The sequence below is a fragment of the Nonomuraea guangzhouensis genome (genome assembly GCF_019396345.1).
Taxonomy (GTDB): Bacteria; Actinomycetota; Actinomycetes; order Streptosporangiales; family Streptosporangiaceae; genus Nonomuraea; species Nonomuraea guangzhouensis.
The window spans coordinates 293,309-313,380 of record NZ_JAHKRM010000008.1; the positions used below are offsets into that span (position 1 = coordinate 293,309).

Below are 20,072 nucleotides of genomic sequence, written 5' to 3' on the forward strand. Positions count from 1 at the left end.
CTACTCATGGGAATCCACTCACCGACCCGAGCGGCGGCCCTTCATGACGGGGTTCCTTCGGCGATCCAGCGTGCGAAGAGGTCGATGTGCTCGGCGGGCCAGGCGCCGTCGCACGGCATCTTGCCCCCGCGGAGCCTGTCCAGGATGGCGTCGGCGTGCTCGGTGACATCTGAGTGCGACCATAGGTCAAAGGCGAAGCTCATCGACTTGCGGTCCATCTCGCGGAACAGCGGTCTGATGTGGTCGGTGAAGCGAACCGGCTCGTCCGGTGCCGGGAGCCGTATCTGTGTCTGGTCGGCGGCCGGGGACAGGGCGGAGACGCGGGAGCCCGGTCTCGCCTCGCACACCCACCACCATTGGGGCACTGGCATGTGCGGTGGCGGTGTCGCGCCCGGTTGGGAGTTCTCCACCGCGATTCGGGAACCCCATTCGATGTAGCCGGCGAACGCGGCGCGGAACTCGGGATCGGTGGGCAGCCCGGCGTCGTCGGCAGCTCGTCCGATGAGCTGCGCCCAGCGGGCCCGCCACTGTTCGGTCAGTGACTTGCCGGCATGTTCGGCGATCATGTGGTCATAACCGCCGTACTGCTCGGTGTAGAGCTTGGGGCCGCCGAAGGTCTCGGCAAGCCAGGCGGCGACGCGTTCGGGATGGTCGGGCGACATCCGGGCGAACAGCGGCGCGAGCAGGTCGTCCTGCGGGACGTACTTGTCGTAGAAGATGTGCGTCATCCGCGTCAGCGCGGGAAGCCCGCCCGCCCACTCGAAGAGCGTGGGTTCGTCGGACAGCGGTGGGTCGACGAAACCGACGTAGTAGTGCATGCCGCTGCAGAACGGTTTGTTGCGTGAGTGGCCGCACCGGCAGAGGCTGTAGTGCTCCCGGGAGTCGTCGCCGTCGAGCGGGATGCCGCCGCTGATCCGGTACGGGCCGTCCTTGGACACCTCGATCTTGGGTTCGCGTACGGGGTCGGGGCCCTTTAGACCGTCGATCGCATAGTGAAGAGCACCGGATGGGCAGGCTCGTACGGCGCGGATGATCTCGTCGGACCGGCCGCCGCTGGGCGCCACGAACGGTTCCTCGCCTTGCCGGAACACGGTGGACAGCCGGTCGGTGCACAACCCCGAGTGCGCGCATATGCCGCGGTTGTCCAGCACGGTGACCTGCACGCCTTCATGGGTGTCCTGGCGATCGGGCACCCGGTCGGGATCTTTGGCGCCGCTGAACCCGTGGCGGGCGTGGCTTCCGTCGCACAGCGGTTTCGTCGCGGATTGGCCGCATCGGCAGAGCGCCATCTGCGGGAACGTCTGGATCGGCTCCCCAAGCCAGTTGGTGATCTTCGTGGCGTTGGTGACCAGATACGGCCCGTCGAGGGCGCCGTCGATCCGCGTCTCCAGATCAGCCTGGATGTCGGCCAGCTCGGCGATCCGGGCCGCCAAGGCATCGGCATCCTCGGCGAACAGGCAGGCCAGGTGCTGCAACGCGGCGGTCGCCTCGATCAGGCCCTCCGTGGCGCCGGGCTGGGCGCGTAACCGCGTCGCATCCCTGGCCAGCTCCCATAACCGGTCGGTCGGCGAGCCGTTCTCGGTGGCGTACGGCTCGGGCTCCGCGGCGGCTTCGGGCAGGGCGGCCAGCGGCCGGATCACCGTTTCGGCCAGCGGCTCGCCGGGTGCCAGGTCGCGGTTGAGCAGCCGGGCCCGGGCCAGCAGCCCGGCGATGGACATCGAGATGCTCATCCGCGTGCTCCGAACCGGGTGGTGTAGTGCTTCATCTCCTGGATGAGCGGGAAAAAGGGCTTCACCGCGGCGAAGAACTCCCCAAAACGGGCGCTGCGGCGGAAGCCCTGCTCGTGCCCTTCCACCGAGTCCCATTCGATCCGTACGGTGTAGTGCTCGGGCTCCTCGACGCCTCGGGCGATCTCGTAGCCCAGGCAGTGGGGGTCCTCGTCCAAGACGCCCGCTGCAGCCTGGTATGCCTGCTCGAAATCCTCGGCGCGGGCGGGAGGGACGGTATACCTGATGTATTCGATGACCACGACAGACCTCTTCGGCTAGCTGTAACTTTAATTACATTACAGCAATGTAATGGATTGGGATGACCATGACCCGGAAGATCGGGCGGGCGCGGGATGCCTCCATCGACGCCCGGATCCTGGCAGTCGCTCGGCGGCATCTGTCGGCGTACGGGTATGAGCGGATGTCGTTGGCCGCCGTCGCCGAGGAGGCCGGCACCAGCCGTCCCGCGCTGTATCGCAGGTGGCCGGGCAAAGCCGAGCTGGCAGCAGCCGCGGTGGCCACACTGGAAGAACCCGGGCAGGACGCGCCCACCGGAGATCCGTTCGCGGATCTGGTCGCCGAGCTGGCCGATTTCCAGAACGCGGTCTCCCGGCCAGGGAGAATGTCGCTGGTCGGCACCATGTTGCAGGACACCACCACCCCTGACGTGCTCGCACGCTACCGCGCCCGGGTGATCGCCCCCAGGCGCCGCCGGCTCCACGCCATCCTTGACACGGCCAGGCGGAGGGGCCTCATCGACGCCGACGCCGATCTGGAGGTCGCCGTCACCCTGTGCACAGGCAACTGGTACGCCCGCGCTCTCGCCCACGACCAACCACCGGAGCACTGGCCGCAACGCACGGCCGCACTGGTGTGGCGAGCCGTCGGCGGGCAACATCCAGCCGATGCCGACGGCGGAGTGGCCCCGGAAGCCCGCAAGGCGCAGAAACTCATCTAGGTTCGCCATCGCCATCGCCGGAATCGCGCTCGCCACCGTGGGCGCCACTGCCGCTTCGGCGGCAGCCCGGACGAGTCCCAGTGCTTATCTGACCGACCGGCACGGGAATGTACTCGCCGACGCAGAATTGGTGCCACAACAAGATCCGCAGCACCGACCACCGCTACGCGATGGCCAAGGTCAGGTACCAAGGGCACGCCTACCAGTACGTCAACGCCTACAAGAACCAGGACTGCGTCGAGCAGACGACCAGGCGCATGCCGCACGGCACGATCGAACAATGGTGAAATTCGACTACTGCTGGGCGAAGAAAACGGTAGTCCGCCGGTAAAAAAAGATACGGTGAGCCGCCGTGAATTACGGCGGCTCACCGTCGTGCTGCCATTTCCGCTGCCGAACGATCAGGCGGCGGGAATGGACCCCAGCCGCCCCGCCTGATAATCCTCGAAAGCCTGGACCAGCTCCGCGCGGGTGTTCATGACGAACGGACCGTAATGAGCCACCGGCTCGCCGATCGGCCGGCCGCCCAGAATGATGACCTCCATCGTGTCCTTCGCCGACAGAGTGATCGTCTCGCCCGCCGTGGTCAGGCCGGGACGGTTGCCGAAGCCGTCGAACACGGCCAGCTGGCCGCTGACCAGCGGACGCCGCTCGGTGCCGACCGTGCCGCGTCCCGACAGGACGTAGGCGAGCGCGTTGAAGTCGCCGCGCCACGGCATCGTCAGCCGCGCGCCCGGGCTGATCGTGGCGTGCAGCAGGGTGATGGGTGTCTGGGTGCTGCCGGGCCCGGTGTTCCCGGCCAGGTCGCCCGCGATCAGGCGGACCAGGGCGCCACCGTCGTGGCTGCTGAGCAGTGCGACGCTGGAGCTTCCGATGTCCTGATACTTCGGTGCGATCATCTTCTTGGCGCCCGGCAGGTTCACCCACAGCTGGATGCCGTGGAACAGCCCGCCCTGCTGCACCAGCCACTCCGGCGGCGCCTCCTTGTGCAGGATGCCGGCGCCGGCGGTCATCCACTGGGTGTCACCGTTCGTGATCGTGCCACCGCCCCCGTTGGAGTCGAGGTGCTCCATCACGCCGTCGATCATGTAGGTGACGGTCTCGAAGCCGCGATGCGGGTGCCACGGGGTGCCCTTGGGCTCACCGGCCGCGTAGTCGACCTCGCCCATCTGATCCATCATGACGAACGGGTCGAGGTACTCCGGCTTGATCGCGGCGAGAGCGCGGCGGACCGGGAAGCCCTCACCCTCGAAGCCGCTCGGCGCGGTCTCGACGGCGAGCACCTTGCGGCCCTGCACCTCGGCGACCGGCTCTGGCAGGCGCGGCAGGCTGAGCGGGTTCTCTACGGTGACGGCGGGCATGTCGGGCTCCCTTCGGCGGAATCTGTTCTGCTCAACCAAGTTGAGATTTCAACTATTCCAGGATTCGCCCCTCCTGCGAAGCCGACGACTGGACCGCCGGATCAGGACGTCCTGAGCAGTGTGAACGCGCCCCGCGCCAGCGCGACGAGCTCCTCGTAGACCTGGTCCTCGTTGAGAGCGGCTGACGGGTCGGAGGCCATGGCCGTGACCACGAAGGTGCGTCCGGACGGTGTGCGGGCCAGGTAGCTCAGGTCGAGCACGCCCGGTTCGGAGCCGCCCTTGTACCAGACCGTCGGCCACTCCTTGGCGGGCAGCTTGATCCCGCCGGTGTTCTGCGACATCACCTCGCCGATCCGCTTGTCCCGGCTCTTCGCCAGCTCCGCGTAGGCACGGCAGATGTCGGCGGGGGAGCCGAACCACTCCACCGAGTCCAGCTCGCGCGGCGCGACCCACGGGGTGACGCTGGACAGCGGGAGCTTGTCGATGACCTCCGACAGGTAGGCCCGCCGCCCGGCCGTGTCGCGTGACAGGTACTCCTTGGCGTGCCGCGGGTAGTCGCTGCCCTTGAGCGTGAACAGCTCCCTGGTGTTCAGGAACGGGGTGTTCCGCTTCGCCTGGCCGTGCCAGGCCCGTACGGTGTGCTCGACCGACGTCCGGCCGGCCTGGTGGAGCAGCAGGTCCGCGCCCGTGTTGTCGCTGATGGCGATCATCAGCTTGGCCGCCTCCAGCACCGGCACCTGGCTGTTGTCGGGACGGTCCTGAAGCTGGCCGCTCGGCAGGCTCTTCAGCTCGGGTGTGATCGTCATCGCGGTGCCCCAGGAGAACCGGCCCTGCTCGATCTTCTTGGCGACGGCTCCCAGGACGTACAACTTGAACATCGAGCCGAGCGGGCGCGCCACACCACCGGCGACGGCGTGGCCCGGGCGGCAGGTGCCGTCGGCCTTCACCTCGGCGGCGAGGAAGCCCACCTGGGCCGCCGCCTTGCGCGCCCGCCGGTCAAGCTCGTCCCAGCTCGTGGGCGAGGGCTGAGGAGGCGCCGGTACGGCGAACAGCGCGGAGTTGATCTTGCCGGTGGCGTCCACCGAGAGCGTCAGCTTGAGCCTCTGGGTGCCGACCAGCACGTGGGCGATCAGGGCGGTGGGCGCGGCGCCGAGGATCCGCTCCAGCCGGATCCCGCGCAGCGAGGCCAGGGTCTCGTTGAACTTGGCCGCCGGAACCTGCTCCAGGAACACCGGAGCGAGGTGCTCGGCCAGCTCGGCCGGCCCGATCGGCGCCCTGGCGGGGGCATCGAGCAGCCAGCGCAACTGCTGCCCGACGGGCGTGCCGGGAATCTCCACGGGCGGCGCGGTGGTCGCCGGGAGCGATCGTGGAACGTTCCAATCGAAGGAGCCCGCAAGAGACGCCGTGAGCGGCCTCGTGGCGGCGACGTTCGTCGTGGCCCCTCCCGCGCACGCGGAGAGCGACACGGTCACGGCGGTCACCGCGACGGCAAAAGACGGGCGGAACATGGCAGCTCCTTCGACTCGGACTCAGGCTCGGGCCCGGACTCGGCGGAACACGTGCCCCCGGTCAACCGGCCCCGTCCTACATACCCCACCCGATGAGTCGTCGTCCTGACATCCCCGGAGTTGGGGGGGGGCTCAGCCGAAGACGGCGGGCGGCGGCACCGGGGCCAGCACCGCGTCGCCGTCCTTGATCGGGGAGGCGCCCGCGACGAAGTTCGTCAGCGCCTCCCCGTGCACGCACCTGGCCTGGGTGAGGCCACCGGCCGCGCGGCGGGTCAGCAGGTCGAGCGGCAGCTCCGCCCGCGAGGCGGCGACGATGAGGTTGCCGAAGCGGCGCCCGCGCATCACGCCCGGCTCGGCCAGCAGCGCGACGTGCCGGAACGTGCCCCGAACGGTCGCTACGAGCCGCCTGGCGAAGGCCAGCCCCTTGCCGTCGGCCATGTTGATCAGCAACGTGCCCGACGGGCGCAGCACCCTGGCGATGTCGCCCATGTACTCCGTCGTGGCCAGCTCGACCGGCATGGTGGCGCCGGAGAAGGCGTCGAGGACCAGCAGGTCGGCCGAGTCGTCCCAGACCTTGGCGGTGCCCTCGCGGCCGCCCTGCACGATCACCTTCAGCCGGGGCACGGATCGCAGGTCGAGCTGTTCGCGGATCAGGTTGACCAGCAGCCCGTCGGGTTCGAGGACGATGTGCCGGGAGCCGGGGCGGGTGGCCGCGACGTACCGCGGGATCGTGCACGCCCCGCCGCCCACGTGGACGCAGGCGAGCGCGCCTTCCGGAAGAAGATCGATGACGTCTGCCATGAGGCGTACGTACTCGAATTCCAGATAAGTAGGGTCTTGTAAGTCAACGTACGACTGAGGTACGCCATCCTTGGACAGCACCCAGCCGTCCTGCCTGTCCAGGTCCCGGAGTAGTTCGATCTCGCCGAACGTCACCGGGTACAGGCCGGGCATCGGCTCCCGCTGTCCTCGTGCCACGCTGATCCCCTCCTGGGAGTAAACCGTATGCGACGACGAAGGCTGATTGTGCTGTTTATCGCCGTTGTCGCGGTAGTCGGCGCAGGTGCCTTCGCGATGGTGGCGTCCACGAGGGTCAAGGGCAGTGCCGCGCAGACCTCGGCCGCCTATTTCGCGGCGTGGAAGCGGGGGGACCTGCAGGGCATGGCGACCCTGGTCTACCAGCCGCCGGTGGACTTCATCACGCGGCACCGGTCGTTCTCGGAGGACCTGCACGTCGAGAACATCCAGTTGCGGCCCGGGGCCGTGAAGAGCACCGGGGAGACGTCGGCCGAGGTGCCGTTCAGCGGGAGCAGGACGCTGAGCGAGTTCGGGGCGTGGCCGTTCAGCAGCACGTTGCGGCTGGCCGTACGCGACAGGACCTGGAAGGTGCTCTGGGCGCCCGAGACGCTGGATCCCCTGCTCAAGGACGGGGGCACGGTGCGGCTGACCGAGTTCGACGGGCCCGCGGTCCAGTTGGTGACCAGCGAGGGGGAGAAGATCCCCAACGACAGCTACGCCGAGTCCTACCTCGCCGAGCTCAAGCCGGAGTTCGACGAGGTGGGGCAGGGGTGGGCGCTGGAGTCGGCGCTGCCGGGACAGCAGACGCGGCGGCTCATGACCGTCGAGCCCAAGGTGAGCCTGGAGCGCACCACGCTGTCGCGCTCGGTGCAGGCGGCGGCCGCGCGAGCGCTCGACGGGGTGCGGGACGCGTCGATCGTCGCGATACGGCCCAGCACCGGCGAGGTGCTCGCGGTGGCCGACCGGCTGGAGAACAACTACAGCGCGTTCCGCGACTTCTTCCCGCCCGGGTCCACGTTCAAGACGATCACGGCGGCGGCGCTACTGGAGGCGGGCCTGGATCCGGCGGCGGAGGTGGACTGCCCCGGCAAGTACACGATCCCGAACTCCAGGTCGATCAAGAACGCGGGCGAGCAGGGGCACGGCACCGTGACGTTCGCCGACGCGTTCGCGTACTCCTGCAACACCACGTTCGTGCGCGAGGCCGTCAGCCGATTATCGGCTGACGATCTGGTCGAGACCGCCGCGAAGTGGGGGTTCAACGGCGCCGAGCTGGATACGGGCCTGGGCGGCTACTGCGGCCGGATGGACCCGCCCGACAGCGTGGACGAGCTGGCGGTGGACTCCTTCGGCCAGGGCTCGGTCGAGGCGACCCCGCTGTGCATGGCGATGGTCGCGGCGGCGGTCGAGAGCGGCTCACTGCGCGTGCCGCGCATCCTGTCGAAGGACGCCGTGGAACAGATCGACGGCCCGCCCGCCGAACCGGTCGAACTCGACGAGGGGACGGTCGCAGCGCTGCGGGACATGATGGCCGCCGTCGTCGACCACGGCACGGCTGCTGACGCCGGGCTCCCGGCGGGCGTGTCCGGCAAGACGGGGACGGCCGAGGCCGGGGGGACGCGGGAGCACGGCTGGTTCATCGGTTACCGCGACGACCTGGCCTTCAGCGTCTTCGTCCGGGGCGGCGGGTCGGGCCGGAGCGCCGCGCTGCCGGTCGCGGCCCGCTTCCTGAACGGGCTATGACCCCGTTGAGGGATTCACCATAACCTACGGTACCGTAGGTTATATGACGACCATCTCCGCGAAGCCGAGGCTGAGAGGCTGGTTGCACACAGGAGCGTTGCCCGTGACGCTGGTCGCCGGGTTCGCGCTCGTGGCGCTCGGCCCCACGCTGCAGGCCCGTCTCGCGTCCGCGATCTACGCGATCACCTCGGGCCTGCTCTTCGGCATCTCGGCCACCTACCACCGTGGCACGCTCGGCCCGCGCCTGGCCGAGGCGCTGCGCCGCTTCGACCACGCGAACATCTACCTGATCATCGCCGGCACCTACACCCCCTTCGCGCTGCTCGCGCTCGACGGGGCCGCCCGCGTCGCCGTCCTGGCGGTCATCTGGGGCGGCGCGCTGTCCGGGGTGCTCTTCCGGGTGTTCTGGATGAGCGCGCCACGCTGGCTCTACACGCTCCTCTACCTGGCGCTCGGCTGGACCGCGATCTTCGTGATGCCGCAGCTGCTCGAAGGCGCGGGTGTGGCGGCCGTCGTGCTGGTCGCCGTCGGCGGCGCCTTCTACACCGCCGGAGCCATCGTGTACGGGCTGCGCCGCCCGGATCCGTCGCCCGGCTGGTTCGGCTACCACGAGGTGTTCCACGCGTTCACGGTGGCCGCCTACGTGGTGCAGTACATCGCGGTGTCGATCGTGGTCTACTCCCACGTGTAGCTGGCGAATTACTGACTTTTGACCGAGTGGTGGTCTGCTCTCGTGATCGATCGGGAGATCACCCCAATATGGAGCAAATAGCACACACCTGGTGGCTCGTCCTCATACGCGGCATTCTCGCGGTGATCTTCGGCATCCTGGCGCTGATCTGGCCCGCGATCACGCTGTACGTCCTCGTGATCTTCTTCGGGGCGTACGCGATCGTCAGCGGGATCTTCTCGCTGTTCGCCGGGTTCCGGCACGACGTCAAGTCCCGCGCCTGGCTCATCATCTCCGGAATCATCGGGATCCTCGCGGGAATCGTGGCGTTCGTCTGGCCGGGGATCACGTCGCTGGCACTGCTCTTCGTGATCGCCTTCTGGGCGATCTTCGGTGGAGTGTCGGAGATCATCGCCGGCATCCAGATGCGCAAGGTGATCGAGGACGAATGGATGCTCATCATCGGCGGCATCCTGTCCGTGATCTTCGGCGTCCTGCTGCTCATCTGGCCGGGTGCGGGTGCGCTCACCCTGGTCTGGCTGGTCGGCATCTTCGCCATTCTGTACGGCATCACGATGATCGTGCTGTCGTTCCGGGTGAAGAAGCTTGCGCCTACGGCCTGAAGCCCGGAAATTTTCCGCATATAACGGGCCTGGGCAGGGAAACGTATGCCATGTCTGGTTCAACGTGGAGGAGACATGGACGTACACGACCGCCTTGCCCGCCATCTGCTCGTCGACGGATACCGGCTTGTGCTCGATCTGGAGCGCAGCCAAGGCTCCTGGCTCGTCGACGCCCGAAACGGCCGCCGATACCTTGACTTCTACACGTTCTTCGCGAGCGCGCCCCTCGGCGTGAACCCGCCCTTCGAGCCGGAGTTCGTCCGGCTCCTTGGCGAGGTCGCCCGCAACAAGCCCGCCAATCCCGACATGTACACCGCACACCTCGCGGACTTCGTCGACACCTTCACCCGTGTCCTCGGCGACCCCGACCTGCCCCACCTGTTCTTCGTCGAGGGTGGTGCGCTGGCCGTCGAGAACGCGCTCAAGACCGCCTTCGACTGGAAGAGCCGCCGCAACGAGGCGGCGGGCCGGTCCCGCGACCTCGGCACCCAGGTCATGCACCTGACGAAGGCATTTCACGGCCGCACCGGCTACACCTTGAGCCTGACCAATACCGAACCGGGCAAGACCGACCGTTTCCCCCAGTTCCGCTGGCCGCGCATCGACGTACCCGCCATCCACCTCGGCGAGGTCGAGGCCGCCGAGCAGCACGCGCTCGCCCAGGCGCGCGCGGCCTTCGAGGCGCACCCGCACGACATCGCCTGCTTCATCGCCGAGCCCATCCAGGGCGAGGGCGGCGACAACCACATGCGCCCGGAGTTCCTGCAGGCCATGCAGCATCTGTGTCACGAGTACGACGCGCTGTTCATCCTGGACGAGGTGCAGACGGGCGGCGGCACCACGGGCACCGCCTGGGCCTACCAGCAGCTCGGCCTGGCGCCGGACATCGTGGCCTTCGCGAAGAAGGTCCAGGTGGGCGGCATCATGGCCGGCCGCCGGGTGGACCTGGTCCCCGACAACGTCTTCGAGGTCAGCGGCCGGATCAACTCGACCTGGGGCGGCGGCCTGGTGGACATGGTCCGCTCGCGCGGCATGCTGGAGATCGTCGAACGCGACGGCCTCATCCCGCGCGCCGCCACCCTCGGCACACTCCTCGTCGAACGCCTCACCAAACTGCAGGTGGAGCACCCGGACCTGGTCTCCAACCCCCGGGGCCGCGGCTTGATGTGCGCCTTCGACCTGCCCGACAGAGCCGCGCGCGACGCGCTGGTCACGCGACTGCGGGACGAGGCGGGCGTGCTGGTCCTGGCCTGCGGTCCGCGCTCGGTACGGCTCAGGCCCGCGCTCAACATCCCCGAATCCGACCTCGACCACGGCCTCACGGCCATCTCGGCGGCCCTGCGCTGACGGCACGGGCACACCTTCACCGGCGCTGCCGACCCCTCTCACCCGCGGCCTGAACCCATCACCCGATCCGGTGATCATTTCCGCGGGAGGTGACGTCGCGCAGCGCCGGGGCGAGCCGCTCCAGTTGATCCACGCCGACCGAGAGGTCGGTGCCGATCGGCTGCATGAGCGTCACGTGATCCGCACCGGCGGCCAGGTGCTCGCGTACCTTGGCGGCGATGTCGGCAGGGGCGCCATGGGCGACGATCGCGTCCACCAGCCGGTCACTCACCTCGGAGATCTCCCGCTCCGAGTAGCCGAGCCGGGCCAGGGCGGCCGCGACCCAGGTCAGGCGGAGGCTGCCCGACACCCACTCCCGTGCGAGAGCCCGCGTCCGGTCACGGTCGCCGCCCGGGATCACGGAGAGCCCGACGACCAGCAGTTTGTCCGGGCCGAGTGCCTGCCGGGCCTGCGCGGTGAACTCGGGTGGCCCTCCGGCGGGCAGCGCCCCATCGGCGATCTCGCCGGCCAACGTGAGCATTTTCGGACCGTTCGCGGCGATGATCCGCGGATAGGCCACGTCGGGGGCGGGTGGCGAGGTCGGGCTGTCCATCCGGTCGCGGTAGTCGCGCATCATGGCCAGCGGACTGCCGAACTCCCGACCGGTGTCGGCCGCCTGCTGGGGATAGCCGACCCCCAGCCCGAGCACGAACCGGCCGGGATAGGCCTGGGCCAGTACGGCCGCCGCGCCATGCATGGTCTGCGGCTGCCGGGCCCAGATGTTGGCGATGCTGGTGCCGAACACCATCCGCCGCGTGGCCGCCAGCAGCACGGCCAGCTGCACCAGAGCGTCCTTTCCGCCGACGACCTCGTTGGTCCAGACGGCGTGGTAGCCGGCGCCTTCCAGCCGCTCGACGGCCTCGCGCTGCAGGTCGATGGACAGGGCGTCGGTGAACGAGACCGGCAGCGTCAAACCGACCGGCCCCAATGCCCGGCGGGCCGCGTCGACCACGGTGGTCCTCATGAGAATGCTCCTTGGACTGCTGTGCTGGGGTTCTCAGCTTGGGACCACGGTGCGCTCAGGGTCCAATGAATGTTTCGCAAGGCGCATCTCGATTCGCGCATCACCGCAGCTCCAGAGGATGAGGCCTACGCTGGGCGCATGCCCGACTCGCCACTGCCCCCGGAGGATCTGGATCTGCGGCTGGTGCGCTCGTTCGCCACCGTCGCCGAGCACCGGCACTTCGGTCGCGCCGCCGCCGCTCTCCATCTCACCCAGTCCTCGCTGAGCAGGCAGATCGCCCGGCTCGAACAGCAGGTGGGCGCCCGCCTGCTGGACCGCACTCCGCAGGGCAGCCGGCTCACCGACGCCGGAGAGGTCTTCCTCCCCCTCGCCCTCGCGCTGCTGCGGTCCGCCACCCGCGCCGTTTCGCGGGCCCGGGGCGCCGCCCAGCCCAGCCGGATCGTGATCGGCTACATCGGCAACCTCGTCCTCACCCCGGCGGTGCGCGAGCTGCGCCACCGGCATCCCGGCGCCGAGGTGCGGATCCTTCACCTGGCCTGGGACGAACCACGCGCCGCGCTCCTCGACCACCGGGTGGACGCGGCGGTGGCCCGGCTGCCGTTCCCCACCGACGAGCTGCACGTCACGGTCCTCTACGACGAACCCCGGGCGCTGCTGGTGCCCGTGGATCACCGCCTGGCGGGCAAGGCATCGGTCACCCTCGACGACATCGCCGACGAGCCCATGCCCCGGGCACTCGACCCGGTCTGGAACGCCTTCTGGCGCGCCGACCCACGGCCCGACGGAAGCCCGGCGCCCGACGGTCCCCTCATGGAGGCGGGCGAGGACAAACTCGAACTCGTCGCCAGCGGGCAGGCTGTCGTCATCGTCCCGGCCACCGCCCGCGTCGGCAACGTGCGTCCCGACCTCACCACGATCCCCTTGGTGGACGTCGAGCCCAGCCACGTCGTGCTGGCCACCCGAGCCGACGACCGCAGCCGCCTGGTCGCGGCCTTCCGCAAATGCGCCGAAGCCCATCTCACCGGGCCAGGGTGATCCAGCACCGCCTACGCTGAGCTCGCCCAGTTGCTGTCGTGAGCTCCCGGTGACGTCGAGCCCGCCCTCACGCCCTCCCGTCCGTCGCCCTGGTCTGCCCCCACTCCTACCAGGTGCTGCGTCGGGCCGAACGCCCTGAGCACCCGTCCTGGTGGTCCTGCCCCTACCGCCGGAGCCGTGCCCTCGCCGCCGGCAACGCCTTGCCCACCCCGAGAAGATCGCTCCTCGGCACCTGCTGCGGCGAGCCGCCCACGATCAACGTCGGCAAGGGCGAACTGGTCGCGCGACGACGCTGAAGACCGGTTGACTCGGGGGCCGTTCGGCGTCGAGGAAGAACAGGTCCACCGCGCTGTCCGGCAGGCCCGCGAGCACGGGGCCGCCGTCAGCGACGCGAAACCCCAGTGCCTCACCCGCCGTCTCGGCGCTAGCCGAGGTGGTGGCGGGACTGGAGGAATGCCGCAGTGGCGGCGTCAGCGGGCAGGAAGGCCTCCAGCTTGAGCTCGGCCAGCGTGACGTCCACCGCGGTGGCGAACGAGGTGAGCGTGGTCAGCAACCGCAGCTCGGCATCCCCGGTACGCAACCGCAGCGGCACCGCGAACCCCAGATGATCGCTCCCCGGCACCGCCTCGGGCACGTAGGACTCCAGCTCGGCGATGAACGCGTCCAGCCGCGGATCCCGGCTGCGGAGGAAGTCGGCCCGCAGGCTCTCGGTGATGTGCCGGCCCCAGTCCGCGAGGTTGACGACCCGGGGGCCCATGCCCTTGGGGTGCAGGGCGAGCCGCAACACGTTGATCGGCGGCTCGAGCAGCTCGGCCGCGGCCCCCTCGGTGAGCACGTCGAAGGCCGCGTTGGCCGCCACCAGCTCGCCGTAGGGCCGCACCACGACCGCCGGGTAGGGGAGGTGGCCGTCGAGGATGCTCTCCAGAGCCTGGCGTACCGGGCGCAGCATGGCGTCGTCCAGACCTGACTCGGGGAACAGGGGAGCGTACCCGGCCGCCAGCAGCAGGCCGTTGCGTTCGCGGAGCGACAGCTCGAGCGACTCGGCCAGGCGTACGACGATGGCCCGCCCGGGGCGGGATCGGCCGCGCTCCATGAAGCTCAGATGGCGTTGGGTGGTGCCGGCCCGGTTGGCGAGCTCCAGCTGGCTCACCCGCCGGTTGCTACGCCACCGCCGTAGCTCGCTCGCGAATCGTTCCACGCCTCCCTTTCTAGCCCACGCGTGTTACGGAGCACGATTCCCCGCAGGGAATGACACGGGCTCACGAATGCCCCTGAGACGGTCTCACCGTCTCGTAACGGCGCCTGACCACCTCCACCGGAGGAGCGTCCCCCTGGAGAGAGCCCAGCCCCGTGTGGCGGGTGGGGGTGCCCCATGCCGGCCGTAAAAGAAAGGCCTCCCAGAGATCCGGCCCCAGAGATGGCCCGGCGCGGGAGATGACCTTGAGAGGCGCGGCACGCGAGAAGGCCTGGCACGCGCGGGGGATCGGTGAATGGGCCGGCACAGAAGACGGTGCGCCACACGAAGGCGCCCGCACATGGGGAGACCCGCCCAGGCCCCCACGCAAGAGGCACCAGACGCTCGGCACGCGAGAAGGCCTGGCACGCGCGGGGGACCGGTGAATGGGCCGGCACAGAAGACGGCGCGCCACACGAAGGCGCCCGCACACAGGGAGACCCGCCAGGGCCCCGTGCGAGAGGTGCGAGAACACTCGGCCCACGAGAACCCCCGCCACGCGAGGACAGACCCGCGTGCGCGGAGATCCGCCGGATCAGGACACCGCGATCAGGACACCGCGATCAGGACACCGCGATCAGGACACCGCGATCAGGACACCGCGATCAAGACGGGGGACGCGACTGCCAGAGGCCGATCGCGGTGACGCGCGAGTCGACGCCGAGTTTGGCGTAGATGCGGTTGACATGGTTCTTGACCGTCTTCTCGCTGAGGAACAGCCGCTGCGCGATCTGCCCATTCGACTGCCCGGTCGCGATCAGATCCATGACCTCGGTTTCGCGCTTGCTCAAGGACGTGAACACGCTATCGAACGCTGCGTCTTCGACTCTCATCCGGCCTCCGGGGGCGCGCGCAGACGGTCAGATCGCCGAGGCCCCCGCGCATCCGGCGTAAGCGGTAGACAGCGAGCATAACTCGCATTGTCATGTTTTGGGGACGTTGTCGTAGAAAACGACAAACGGCCGGTCCCGAAGGACCGGCCGCGTGCATGGGGTGAGTGAAGGGACTTGAACCCTCGACATCCAGGACCACAACCTGGCGCTCTACCAGCTGAGCTACACCCACCATGAACCGCCGACGTGGCGGCACAGGAAAAGTGTAGCGGTCTTCGGGAGTCTTTACGCCACCCAATTAGCCCGTGACACGCTCGGCCACCGCTCTGGCGGTGGCCGAGTCGGGGCCCGGCTGGCCGACGAAGATGGCCGCCCGGTAGTAGCGGAGCTCCCTGATGCTCTCCGTGATGTCGGCCAGCGCGCGGTGTCCGCCCTGCTTCTCCGGGGCCGCGAAGTAGACCCGGGGGTACCAGCGGCGGACCAGCTCCTTGATCGACGACACGTCGATCATCCGGTAGTGCAGATAGCCGTCGACCACGGGCATGTCGCGCGAGATGAACGTGCGGTCGGTGCCGATGGAGTTGCCGCAGAGCGGCGCCTTCTTCGGCTCGGGGATGTGGCGGCGGATGTAGTCGAGCACGAGCGACTCCGCCTCCGCCAGCGTCACCCCGCCCGCCATCTCGGGCAGCAGGCCCGAGGCGGTGTGCATCTCGCGGACCACCTGCGACATCTGCTCCAGCGACTCGGGCGGCGGTTTGATGACCACGTCGACGCCCTCGTCCAGCTGATTGAGCTCGCTGTCGGTGATGATGCACGCCACCTCGACGAGCGCATCGCGACTCAGGTCGAGCCCGGTCATCTCGCAGTCGATCCAGACCAGCAAGTCACTCATTCGATCTCCTCGCCCAAGCGGCTCGGAGTCATCCGCCCGCCTGAATACCCCATCAGCCTAGTGCCACCGGTTATGCGGGCTTGAGCGAGCTGAGAACCTGATTGACCACGTCGGTGCCCAGATTGTCCGGAACTGACGTGTATAGGAGGGCTGGAGGCTGGCCCTGGCCGCGATCCATCAGCACGATCGCGCCGTTTTCCTTGTTCCACTTGTAACCTTTGGCCTTCGACTCCTTCGAGAAGTCGAGCTGGAACTGGAGGACCCAGGCGTCCTTGTCGCCGATCTTGAGCGCCTTGTCCTGGATGATCTTGTTGGTGTGCGTGATCGGGTAGTACGAGGCGAAGTCCACGAACACCGACTTGGCCGTGTTGCTCAGCCCGTCCGTCCCCGTGTAGGGGAAGAGCGGGTTGAGCAGGCCGGTGAAGACGTTGCCGCGCCAGGTGTCCTTGCCGTTGTACTTCTCCTGCGAGATCGCCTCCACGCCGCTCGACCAGGCCTGGTGGCGCGGGTCGGTGTCGTTGATGGCGCTGGACTCGGGCACCTTCCAGCCTTCGGGCACCTGGTACGACAGGCCCGCCTGCGGGTCGGAGACACGGCCGTCCTGCGGCTGTGGCAGCTCTGCCGGGGCCTGCGACGGCGGCTGGGTGGTCGGGCCCTGCTCCGGCGACTGCTCCGTCTCAGTGGGCGTCGGGGACTCGGCGAGGGTGCCGTCGGTGTTGCGGTTCACGAAGAAGATCCCGGCCACCACGATCAGGCCGACCACCACGAGCGCCGCCAGCCCGCCGAACACCCACGGCAACGGGTTGCTCTCCTTCGGCGGCGGACCGTAACCGGGCCCGGGCAGCGGGGTGTCACCCCATCGGTTCTGGCCGGGCGCGCTGTAGGAGGGCTGGCCGAACGCCGACTGCTCCTGGGTGGGCTGCGCGTACGACGGCTGGCTCTGGGCGGGTTGCCCGTACGCGGACTGCCCATATGTCGGCTGGCCGAACTGCTGCGTGGGGTTCGCCGGTGTGGCGGACCAGTCGGGACTCGACTGCTGCTGCGGTCCGGAAGGCGGTTGCTGTTGCGCTGGCGTCCCCTGCTCCAGCGGGTGGGTGGCGTCCGTCCACTGGCCGCCGTCCCACCAACGGAGTTGGGGCGATCCGTACGGGTCGGGGTACCAGCCCGCGGGGGTCTGCGTGGTCATATTCGTCAGCGTAGTAACAACAGCTTTGATATGCATTGCTGGCTCGGCTTCAGCACTTGTACGTGAAGCTCGCCTTGTCGGTCTTGAGAGGGCCGGGAGACAGCACCCGCAGGGTTGCCGTGGCCTTGACGGTGCTCTTGCCCTTGAGCGTCCATCGGAGCGGCACGCTGTAGGCGGTCTGGTCGGAGGTCGTGCGGAGTGTCTGCTTGACGACCTCCTTGTCCAGGTTCTTGCGCCACTCGTAGGTGATCTCGCCGGCCTCACCGTTCGTGACGATCTTGCCTGTGACGACGACGGCGCTGTTGCAGCCCTGGGTCTTCTTCGGCGCGACGACGTCGATCGACGTGATCGCCAGGTCCGGGGCGGCGCCCAGCTTGAGCCAGGCGATGATCGCCCCGCCCATGATGATCGCGAACACCGTCGCCGCGAGGATGGTCCGCCACCGCCTCGCCCGCGCCGCCCTGGCCGGTCTGCCGCCGCCGTGCTGGACCGTTCCGACCTGGTCCCGGCCCTCCCGCCAGATCCGTTCGGCCGTGGTGCCGGCCTGCGGCGACTGCGTGCTCACTCCCGGCCCGAAGTGCACCTGCGCCTGATGAGGGCTGGGGACGGCGAGCAACGTGACGATGTCACCCTCGTCGAGCGGCGGCTGCGTCTCCACGGGCGGATGCGCGAACGCCGACCTGCCCCGGGCCGCCTGCGCCAGCCGGTCGTGCCTGATCGCCCCGCCCGGCAGTGCCGCGGGCTCGGAGAGCACGACGGACTTGGCGGCGCCCAGGCCGTGCGTGCTCACGATGACCGCGGCCCGCTCGAAGAGGGCCGCCGCCCGCGGGGCGCTCCGCAGGACCGAGGCGGCCAGCGCCCGCGCCAGCGACGCCCACGCCGCCGCGTCCCGCTCCGGCGGGGAGACCTGCCCGCGGATGGCGTCGGACAGGCCGCGTTCCGACAGCAGCGCCGCGCCTTCGGCGGTGATGACCACGGTGCCGGGATGCACCGAACCGTGGGTGACCCCGGCCGCGTGCAGCGCGAGGAGGGTCTGCGCCGTCTCCGTCAGTACGGCCGCCGCGCCGCCCGCGTCGATCGGCCCGGCGGCCAGCAGGTCCGACAGCGTCGGGCTGACGGCCTGCGCGGTGAGCAGCCAGACCTGATCGCCCGCCGCCACGACGTCGGCCACGGGGATCAGCCCGGTCAGCCCGCCCAGGACGAGCCGCTGGTCCGTCAGCACCGTCGCCACGACGCGCTCACGCACACCGGGCAGCCCGATGATCTTCGGGTCGAACAGCAGGGCTCCGGCCCTGCGCCCGTCAGGTGAGATCGCGTCGATCCAGTTGCCCAGCTCGGTGATCCAGGTGTTCTCGGTGAGCCGGAAGCCGGCGATACCGTGTCTCGGGTTTTCCATCGCCGTATGCCCCCCGACGCCTTTCTAGCGCTTCCTCCGGTGTCGCCCCGCCATACGGCGCTTTACCGCAAGTGTGACGGGAAGCGCGCCGGACGTCACCAGTACGAGCCCCAGGAGCGCCCCGCCCTCCGGTGCCGGTGTGTACGCCGACCCGCTGTTCTCACCACCCTCGGGGGAGGGCCTCGGCGACTGGGAGCTGGGCTCCGGGCTGCTCAGGGTACGCGTCGGCCTGGCGGTCGGGGGCGCGGTCGTGGGCGGCTTCGTGGGCTGCTTCGCGGTGGACGTGGCCACCGCCGGTTGGTCGTCGACCTTGCTGGTGATCTCGGAGTCGGCCGGCTCGGTCGGCGGCGCGGTCTTGACGACGGCCTTGGTGGCGGTCTTCGAAGGTCTGGGCTTCGGAGTCCTGGTGATCGTCCGGGTCGGTGTGGGCGTCGGCCTGCGGCTGGAGACGGGCGGCGGCGCGGTGGTCTTCGAGGTCGAGGGCGTCGGCTCCGGCGTGGTCTCCTCGACCGTGGGAGTGGGCTCCTCGGAAGGCTCCTCGTCCTCGGACGCGGCGGACGGCGCCGGCTCCGAGGTGGAGGGGGTCACCTGCGTGGTCCGCGCCTGCAGGGCGGGCTCGCCGGATGCGGTCTTCACCAGGACGAGCGCGATGCCGATCAGCAGGCCGGTGCAGGCGGCGCCGATGAGGATCTTCGTGGAGCGCTTGCCGAGCACCTTGCCCGGCTCGGCGAACTGGTTCTCGGCGAGCGAGGTCTGCCCCTCAGCGGGAGCCTCCGGCGGGCTGGGGAACAGCATCAGCAGCAGGCCGGACAGCCGGGCCAGGCGGTGCTTGCCGCGCTCCTCCCAATCGGACCCGTACGCCCTGGCCGCGACCGCCTCGAGTTCCGTCAGGAACGCCTCGGCCGACGATGGGCGATCGACGGGGTTCTTGGCCAGGCCGCGCTCGACCAGGTTCCGCAGCGGCCCGGGAACCTCCTCGATGGGCGGTGGCGAGCTCTGGTGCTGGCGGGCCAGCGCCGCGAGGTGGGGCGAGCGGAAGGGGCGGGCGCCCGTCAGGCACTCGAAGAACACGACGGTGGCGGCGTACACGTCGGTGGTGGGCGCGGCGGAGGCGCCCGACCACTGCTCGGGCGCCATGTACGGCGGGGTGCCGGCGGCGCTGGCGTCCTCGCCGTTCCTGACCGCGATGCCGAAGTCGACGAGCTTGCTGGAGCCGTCGCCCTGGACCATGACGTTCTCGGGCTTGAAGTCGCGGTGCACGACACCGATCGCGTGGGCCGCGGCCAGACCTTGGAGCGAGCCCTTGAGCACCAGCAGCGCGGCCTCCGGGCCCGTGGGGCCCTCCGACCTGAGCAGTTCCCGCAGCGAGACGCCGTTGACGAGCTCCATGACGATGGCCGCGCCCGCGCCTGCCTCGACGTATTCGATCAGGCGGGCGTTGTGCGGGCTGCGCATGGTGCCCAGCAGCCTGGCCTCGTGCCTGAACCGGGCCACGAAGCCGACGTCGGACCGCAGCTCCTCGGAGAGGTACTTGACGGCCACCTCCACGCCGTCATGGTCCCGCCGGGCCAGCACGACCCGCCCGGCCGATCCGGCGCCAAGCTCGCGAATCTCGGTATAACCCGGGACCCTCCACCGGCCATCGTCGTACATGCGGTCTCCTCTGGAGTCCTCTGGGCCCCCACGCTCATCAGACGGACCGTAGCTTAACCGGAC

20 protein-coding genes and 1 tRNA gene are annotated in these 20,072 nt (G+C 69.4%); 8 read left to right on the plus strand and 13 right to left on the minus strand.

Annotated features, from left to right (window positions below; all coding sequences use genetic code 11):
* Positions 1-41: 41 nt before the first annotated feature.
* Together KME78_RS18565 and KME78_RS18570 are read right to left on the minus strand one after the other, a co-directional pair.
* Positions 42-1,730, minus strand: coding sequence for a CDGSH iron-sulfur domain-containing protein (locus KME78_RS18565; protein ID WP_219530320.1), 1,689 nt, complete (start codon positions 1,728-1,730; stop codon positions 42-44).
* On the minus strand, positions 1,727-2,029 hold the full coding sequence (locus KME78_RS18570) for an antibiotic biosynthesis monooxygenase family protein (RefSeq protein WP_219530321.1): 303 nt from the start codon (positions 2,027-2,029) through the stop codon (positions 1,727-1,729). Before KME78_RS18570 ends, KME78_RS18565 begins: the two co-directional genes overlap by 4 nt.
* A gap of 59 nt (positions 2,030-2,088) precedes the next feature.
* Between KME78_RS18570 and KME78_RS18575 the strand changes: the two genes are divergently transcribed.
* Both KME78_RS18575 and KME78_RS18580 read left to right on the plus strand, forming a co-directional pair.
* Positions 2,089-2,727 carry a TetR/AcrR family transcriptional regulator gene (locus tag KME78_RS18575; RefSeq protein WP_219530322.1) on the plus strand — a complete coding sequence of 213 codons (639 nt, stop codon included), beginning with the start codon at positions 2,089-2,091 and terminating at the stop codon, positions 2,725-2,727.
* A gap of 107 nt (positions 2,728-2,834) precedes the next feature.
* The gene (locus KME78_RS18580; RefSeq protein ID WP_219530324.1) at positions 2,835-3,014 is read left to right on the plus strand and encodes a hypothetical protein; all 180 of its coding nucleotides are present in this window, start codon (positions 2,835-2,837) and stop codon (positions 3,012-3,014) included.
* Positions 3,015-3,128: 114 nt separating this feature from the next.
* Here KME78_RS18580 and KME78_RS18585 read toward each other — a convergent pair whose 3' ends face one another.
* The 3 genes from KME78_RS18585 to KME78_RS18595 all read right to left on the minus strand — a co-directional run bounded on the left by KME78_RS18585 (position 3,129) and on the right by KME78_RS18595 (position 6,574).
* Complete coding sequence (locus KME78_RS18585; protein WP_219530325.1) at positions 3,129-4,088, minus strand: pirin family protein; 960 nt, start codon at positions 4,086-4,088, stop codon at positions 3,129-3,131.
* 101 nt (positions 4,089-4,189) lie between these two features.
* On the minus strand, positions 4,190-5,596 hold the full coding sequence (locus KME78_RS18590) for a serine hydrolase (protein WP_219530326.1): 1,407 nt from the start codon (positions 5,594-5,596) through the stop codon (positions 4,190-4,192).
* A gap of 132 nt (positions 5,597-5,728) precedes the next feature.
* On the minus strand, positions 5,729-6,574 hold the full coding sequence (locus KME78_RS18595) for a spermidine synthase (protein ID WP_308127012.1): 846 nt from the start codon (positions 6,572-6,574) through the stop codon (positions 5,729-5,731).
* A gap of 96 nt (positions 6,575-6,670) precedes the next feature.
* On the opposite strand from KME78_RS18595, the gene KME78_RS18600 reads away from it, so the two are divergent.
* The 4 genes from KME78_RS18600 (at position 6,671) to lat (ending at position 10,777) form a co-directional block, all read left to right on the plus strand.
* On the plus strand, positions 6,671-8,137 hold the full coding sequence (locus tag KME78_RS18600; protein ID WP_219530327.1) for a penicillin-binding transpeptidase domain-containing protein: 1,467 nt from the start codon (positions 6,671-6,673) through the stop codon (positions 8,135-8,137).
* A gap of 43 nt (positions 8,138-8,180) precedes the next feature.
* On the plus strand, positions 8,181-8,828 hold the full coding sequence (gene trhA, locus KME78_RS18605) for a PAQR family membrane homeostasis protein TrhA (protein WP_219530328.1): 648 nt from the start codon (positions 8,181-8,183) through the stop codon (positions 8,826-8,828).
* A 68-nt stretch (positions 8,829-8,896) separates the two neighbouring features.
* Positions 8,897-9,430: an HdeD family acid-resistance protein gene (locus tag KME78_RS18610; protein ID WP_219530329.1), complete on the plus strand. Its 534-nt coding sequence runs from the start codon at positions 8,897-8,899 to the stop codon at positions 9,428-9,430.
* Positions 9,431-9,505: 75 nt separating this feature from the next.
* Positions 9,506-10,777: an L-lysine 6-transaminase gene (gene lat, locus KME78_RS18615; RefSeq protein WP_219530330.1), complete on the plus strand. Its 1,272-nt coding sequence runs from the start codon at positions 9,506-9,508 to the stop codon at positions 10,775-10,777.
* A gap of 58 nt (positions 10,778-10,835) precedes the next feature.
* Here lat and KME78_RS18620 read toward each other — a convergent pair whose 3' ends face one another.
* Complete coding sequence (locus KME78_RS18620; protein WP_219530331.1) at positions 10,836-11,780, minus strand: TIGR03620 family F420-dependent LLM class oxidoreductase; 945 nt, start codon at positions 11,778-11,780, stop codon at positions 10,836-10,838.
* 138 nt (positions 11,781-11,918) lie between these two features.
* Here KME78_RS18620 and KME78_RS18625 point away from each other — a divergent pair, with 138 nt between their 5' ends.
* Complete coding sequence (locus KME78_RS18625; protein ID WP_219530332.1) at positions 11,919-12,815, plus strand: LysR family transcriptional regulator; 897 nt, start codon at positions 11,919-11,921, stop codon at positions 12,813-12,815.
* A gap of 113 nt (positions 12,816-12,928) precedes the next feature.
* Positions 12,929-13,111, plus strand: a complete 183-nt coding sequence (locus KME78_RS18630; RefSeq protein WP_219530333.1) for a hypothetical protein — start codon at positions 12,929-12,931, stop codon at positions 13,109-13,111.
* A 128-nt stretch (positions 13,112-13,239) separates the two neighbouring features.
* Here KME78_RS18630 and KME78_RS18635 read toward each other — a convergent pair whose 3' ends face one another.
* The 7 genes from KME78_RS18635 to KME78_RS18665 all read right to left on the minus strand — a co-directional run bounded on the left by KME78_RS18635 (position 13,240) and on the right by KME78_RS18665 (position 20,009).
* Complete coding sequence (locus tag KME78_RS18635; protein ID WP_219530334.1) at positions 13,240-14,013, minus strand: helix-turn-helix domain-containing protein; 774 nt, start codon at positions 14,011-14,013, stop codon at positions 13,240-13,242.
* A gap of 641 nt (positions 14,014-14,654) precedes the next feature.
* Positions 14,655-14,882, minus strand: a complete 228-nt coding sequence (locus KME78_RS18640; RefSeq protein WP_214637173.1) for a helix-turn-helix domain-containing protein — start codon at positions 14,880-14,882, stop codon at positions 14,655-14,657.
* Between the two features lie 156 nt (positions 14,883-15,038).
* A tRNA-His gene (locus KME78_RS18645) sits at positions 15,039-15,114 on the minus strand.
* Positions 15,115-15,180: 66 nt separating this feature from the next.
* A complete protein-coding gene (gene orn, locus KME78_RS18650) occupies positions 15,181-15,774 on the minus strand; it encodes an oligoribonuclease (protein ID WP_219530335.1) in 594 nt (197 codons plus the stop codon).
* A gap of 70 nt (positions 15,775-15,844) precedes the next feature.
* Positions 15,845-16,960 carry a DUF2510 domain-containing protein gene (locus KME78_RS18655; protein WP_219530336.1) on the minus strand — a complete coding sequence of 372 codons (1,116 nt, stop codon included), beginning with the start codon at positions 16,958-16,960 and terminating at the stop codon, positions 15,845-15,847.
* Between the two features lie 49 nt (positions 16,961-17,009).
* Positions 17,010-18,356, minus strand: coding sequence for a protein kinase family protein (locus KME78_RS18660; protein WP_219530337.1), 1,347 nt, complete (start codon positions 18,354-18,356; stop codon positions 17,010-17,012).
* Between the two features lie 24 nt (positions 18,357-18,380).
* Positions 18,381-20,009, minus strand: a complete 1,629-nt coding sequence (locus KME78_RS18665) for a serine/threonine-protein kinase (protein ID WP_219530338.1) — start codon at positions 20,007-20,009, stop codon at positions 18,381-18,383.
* Between the last annotated feature and the right edge of the window lie 63 nt (positions 20,010-20,072).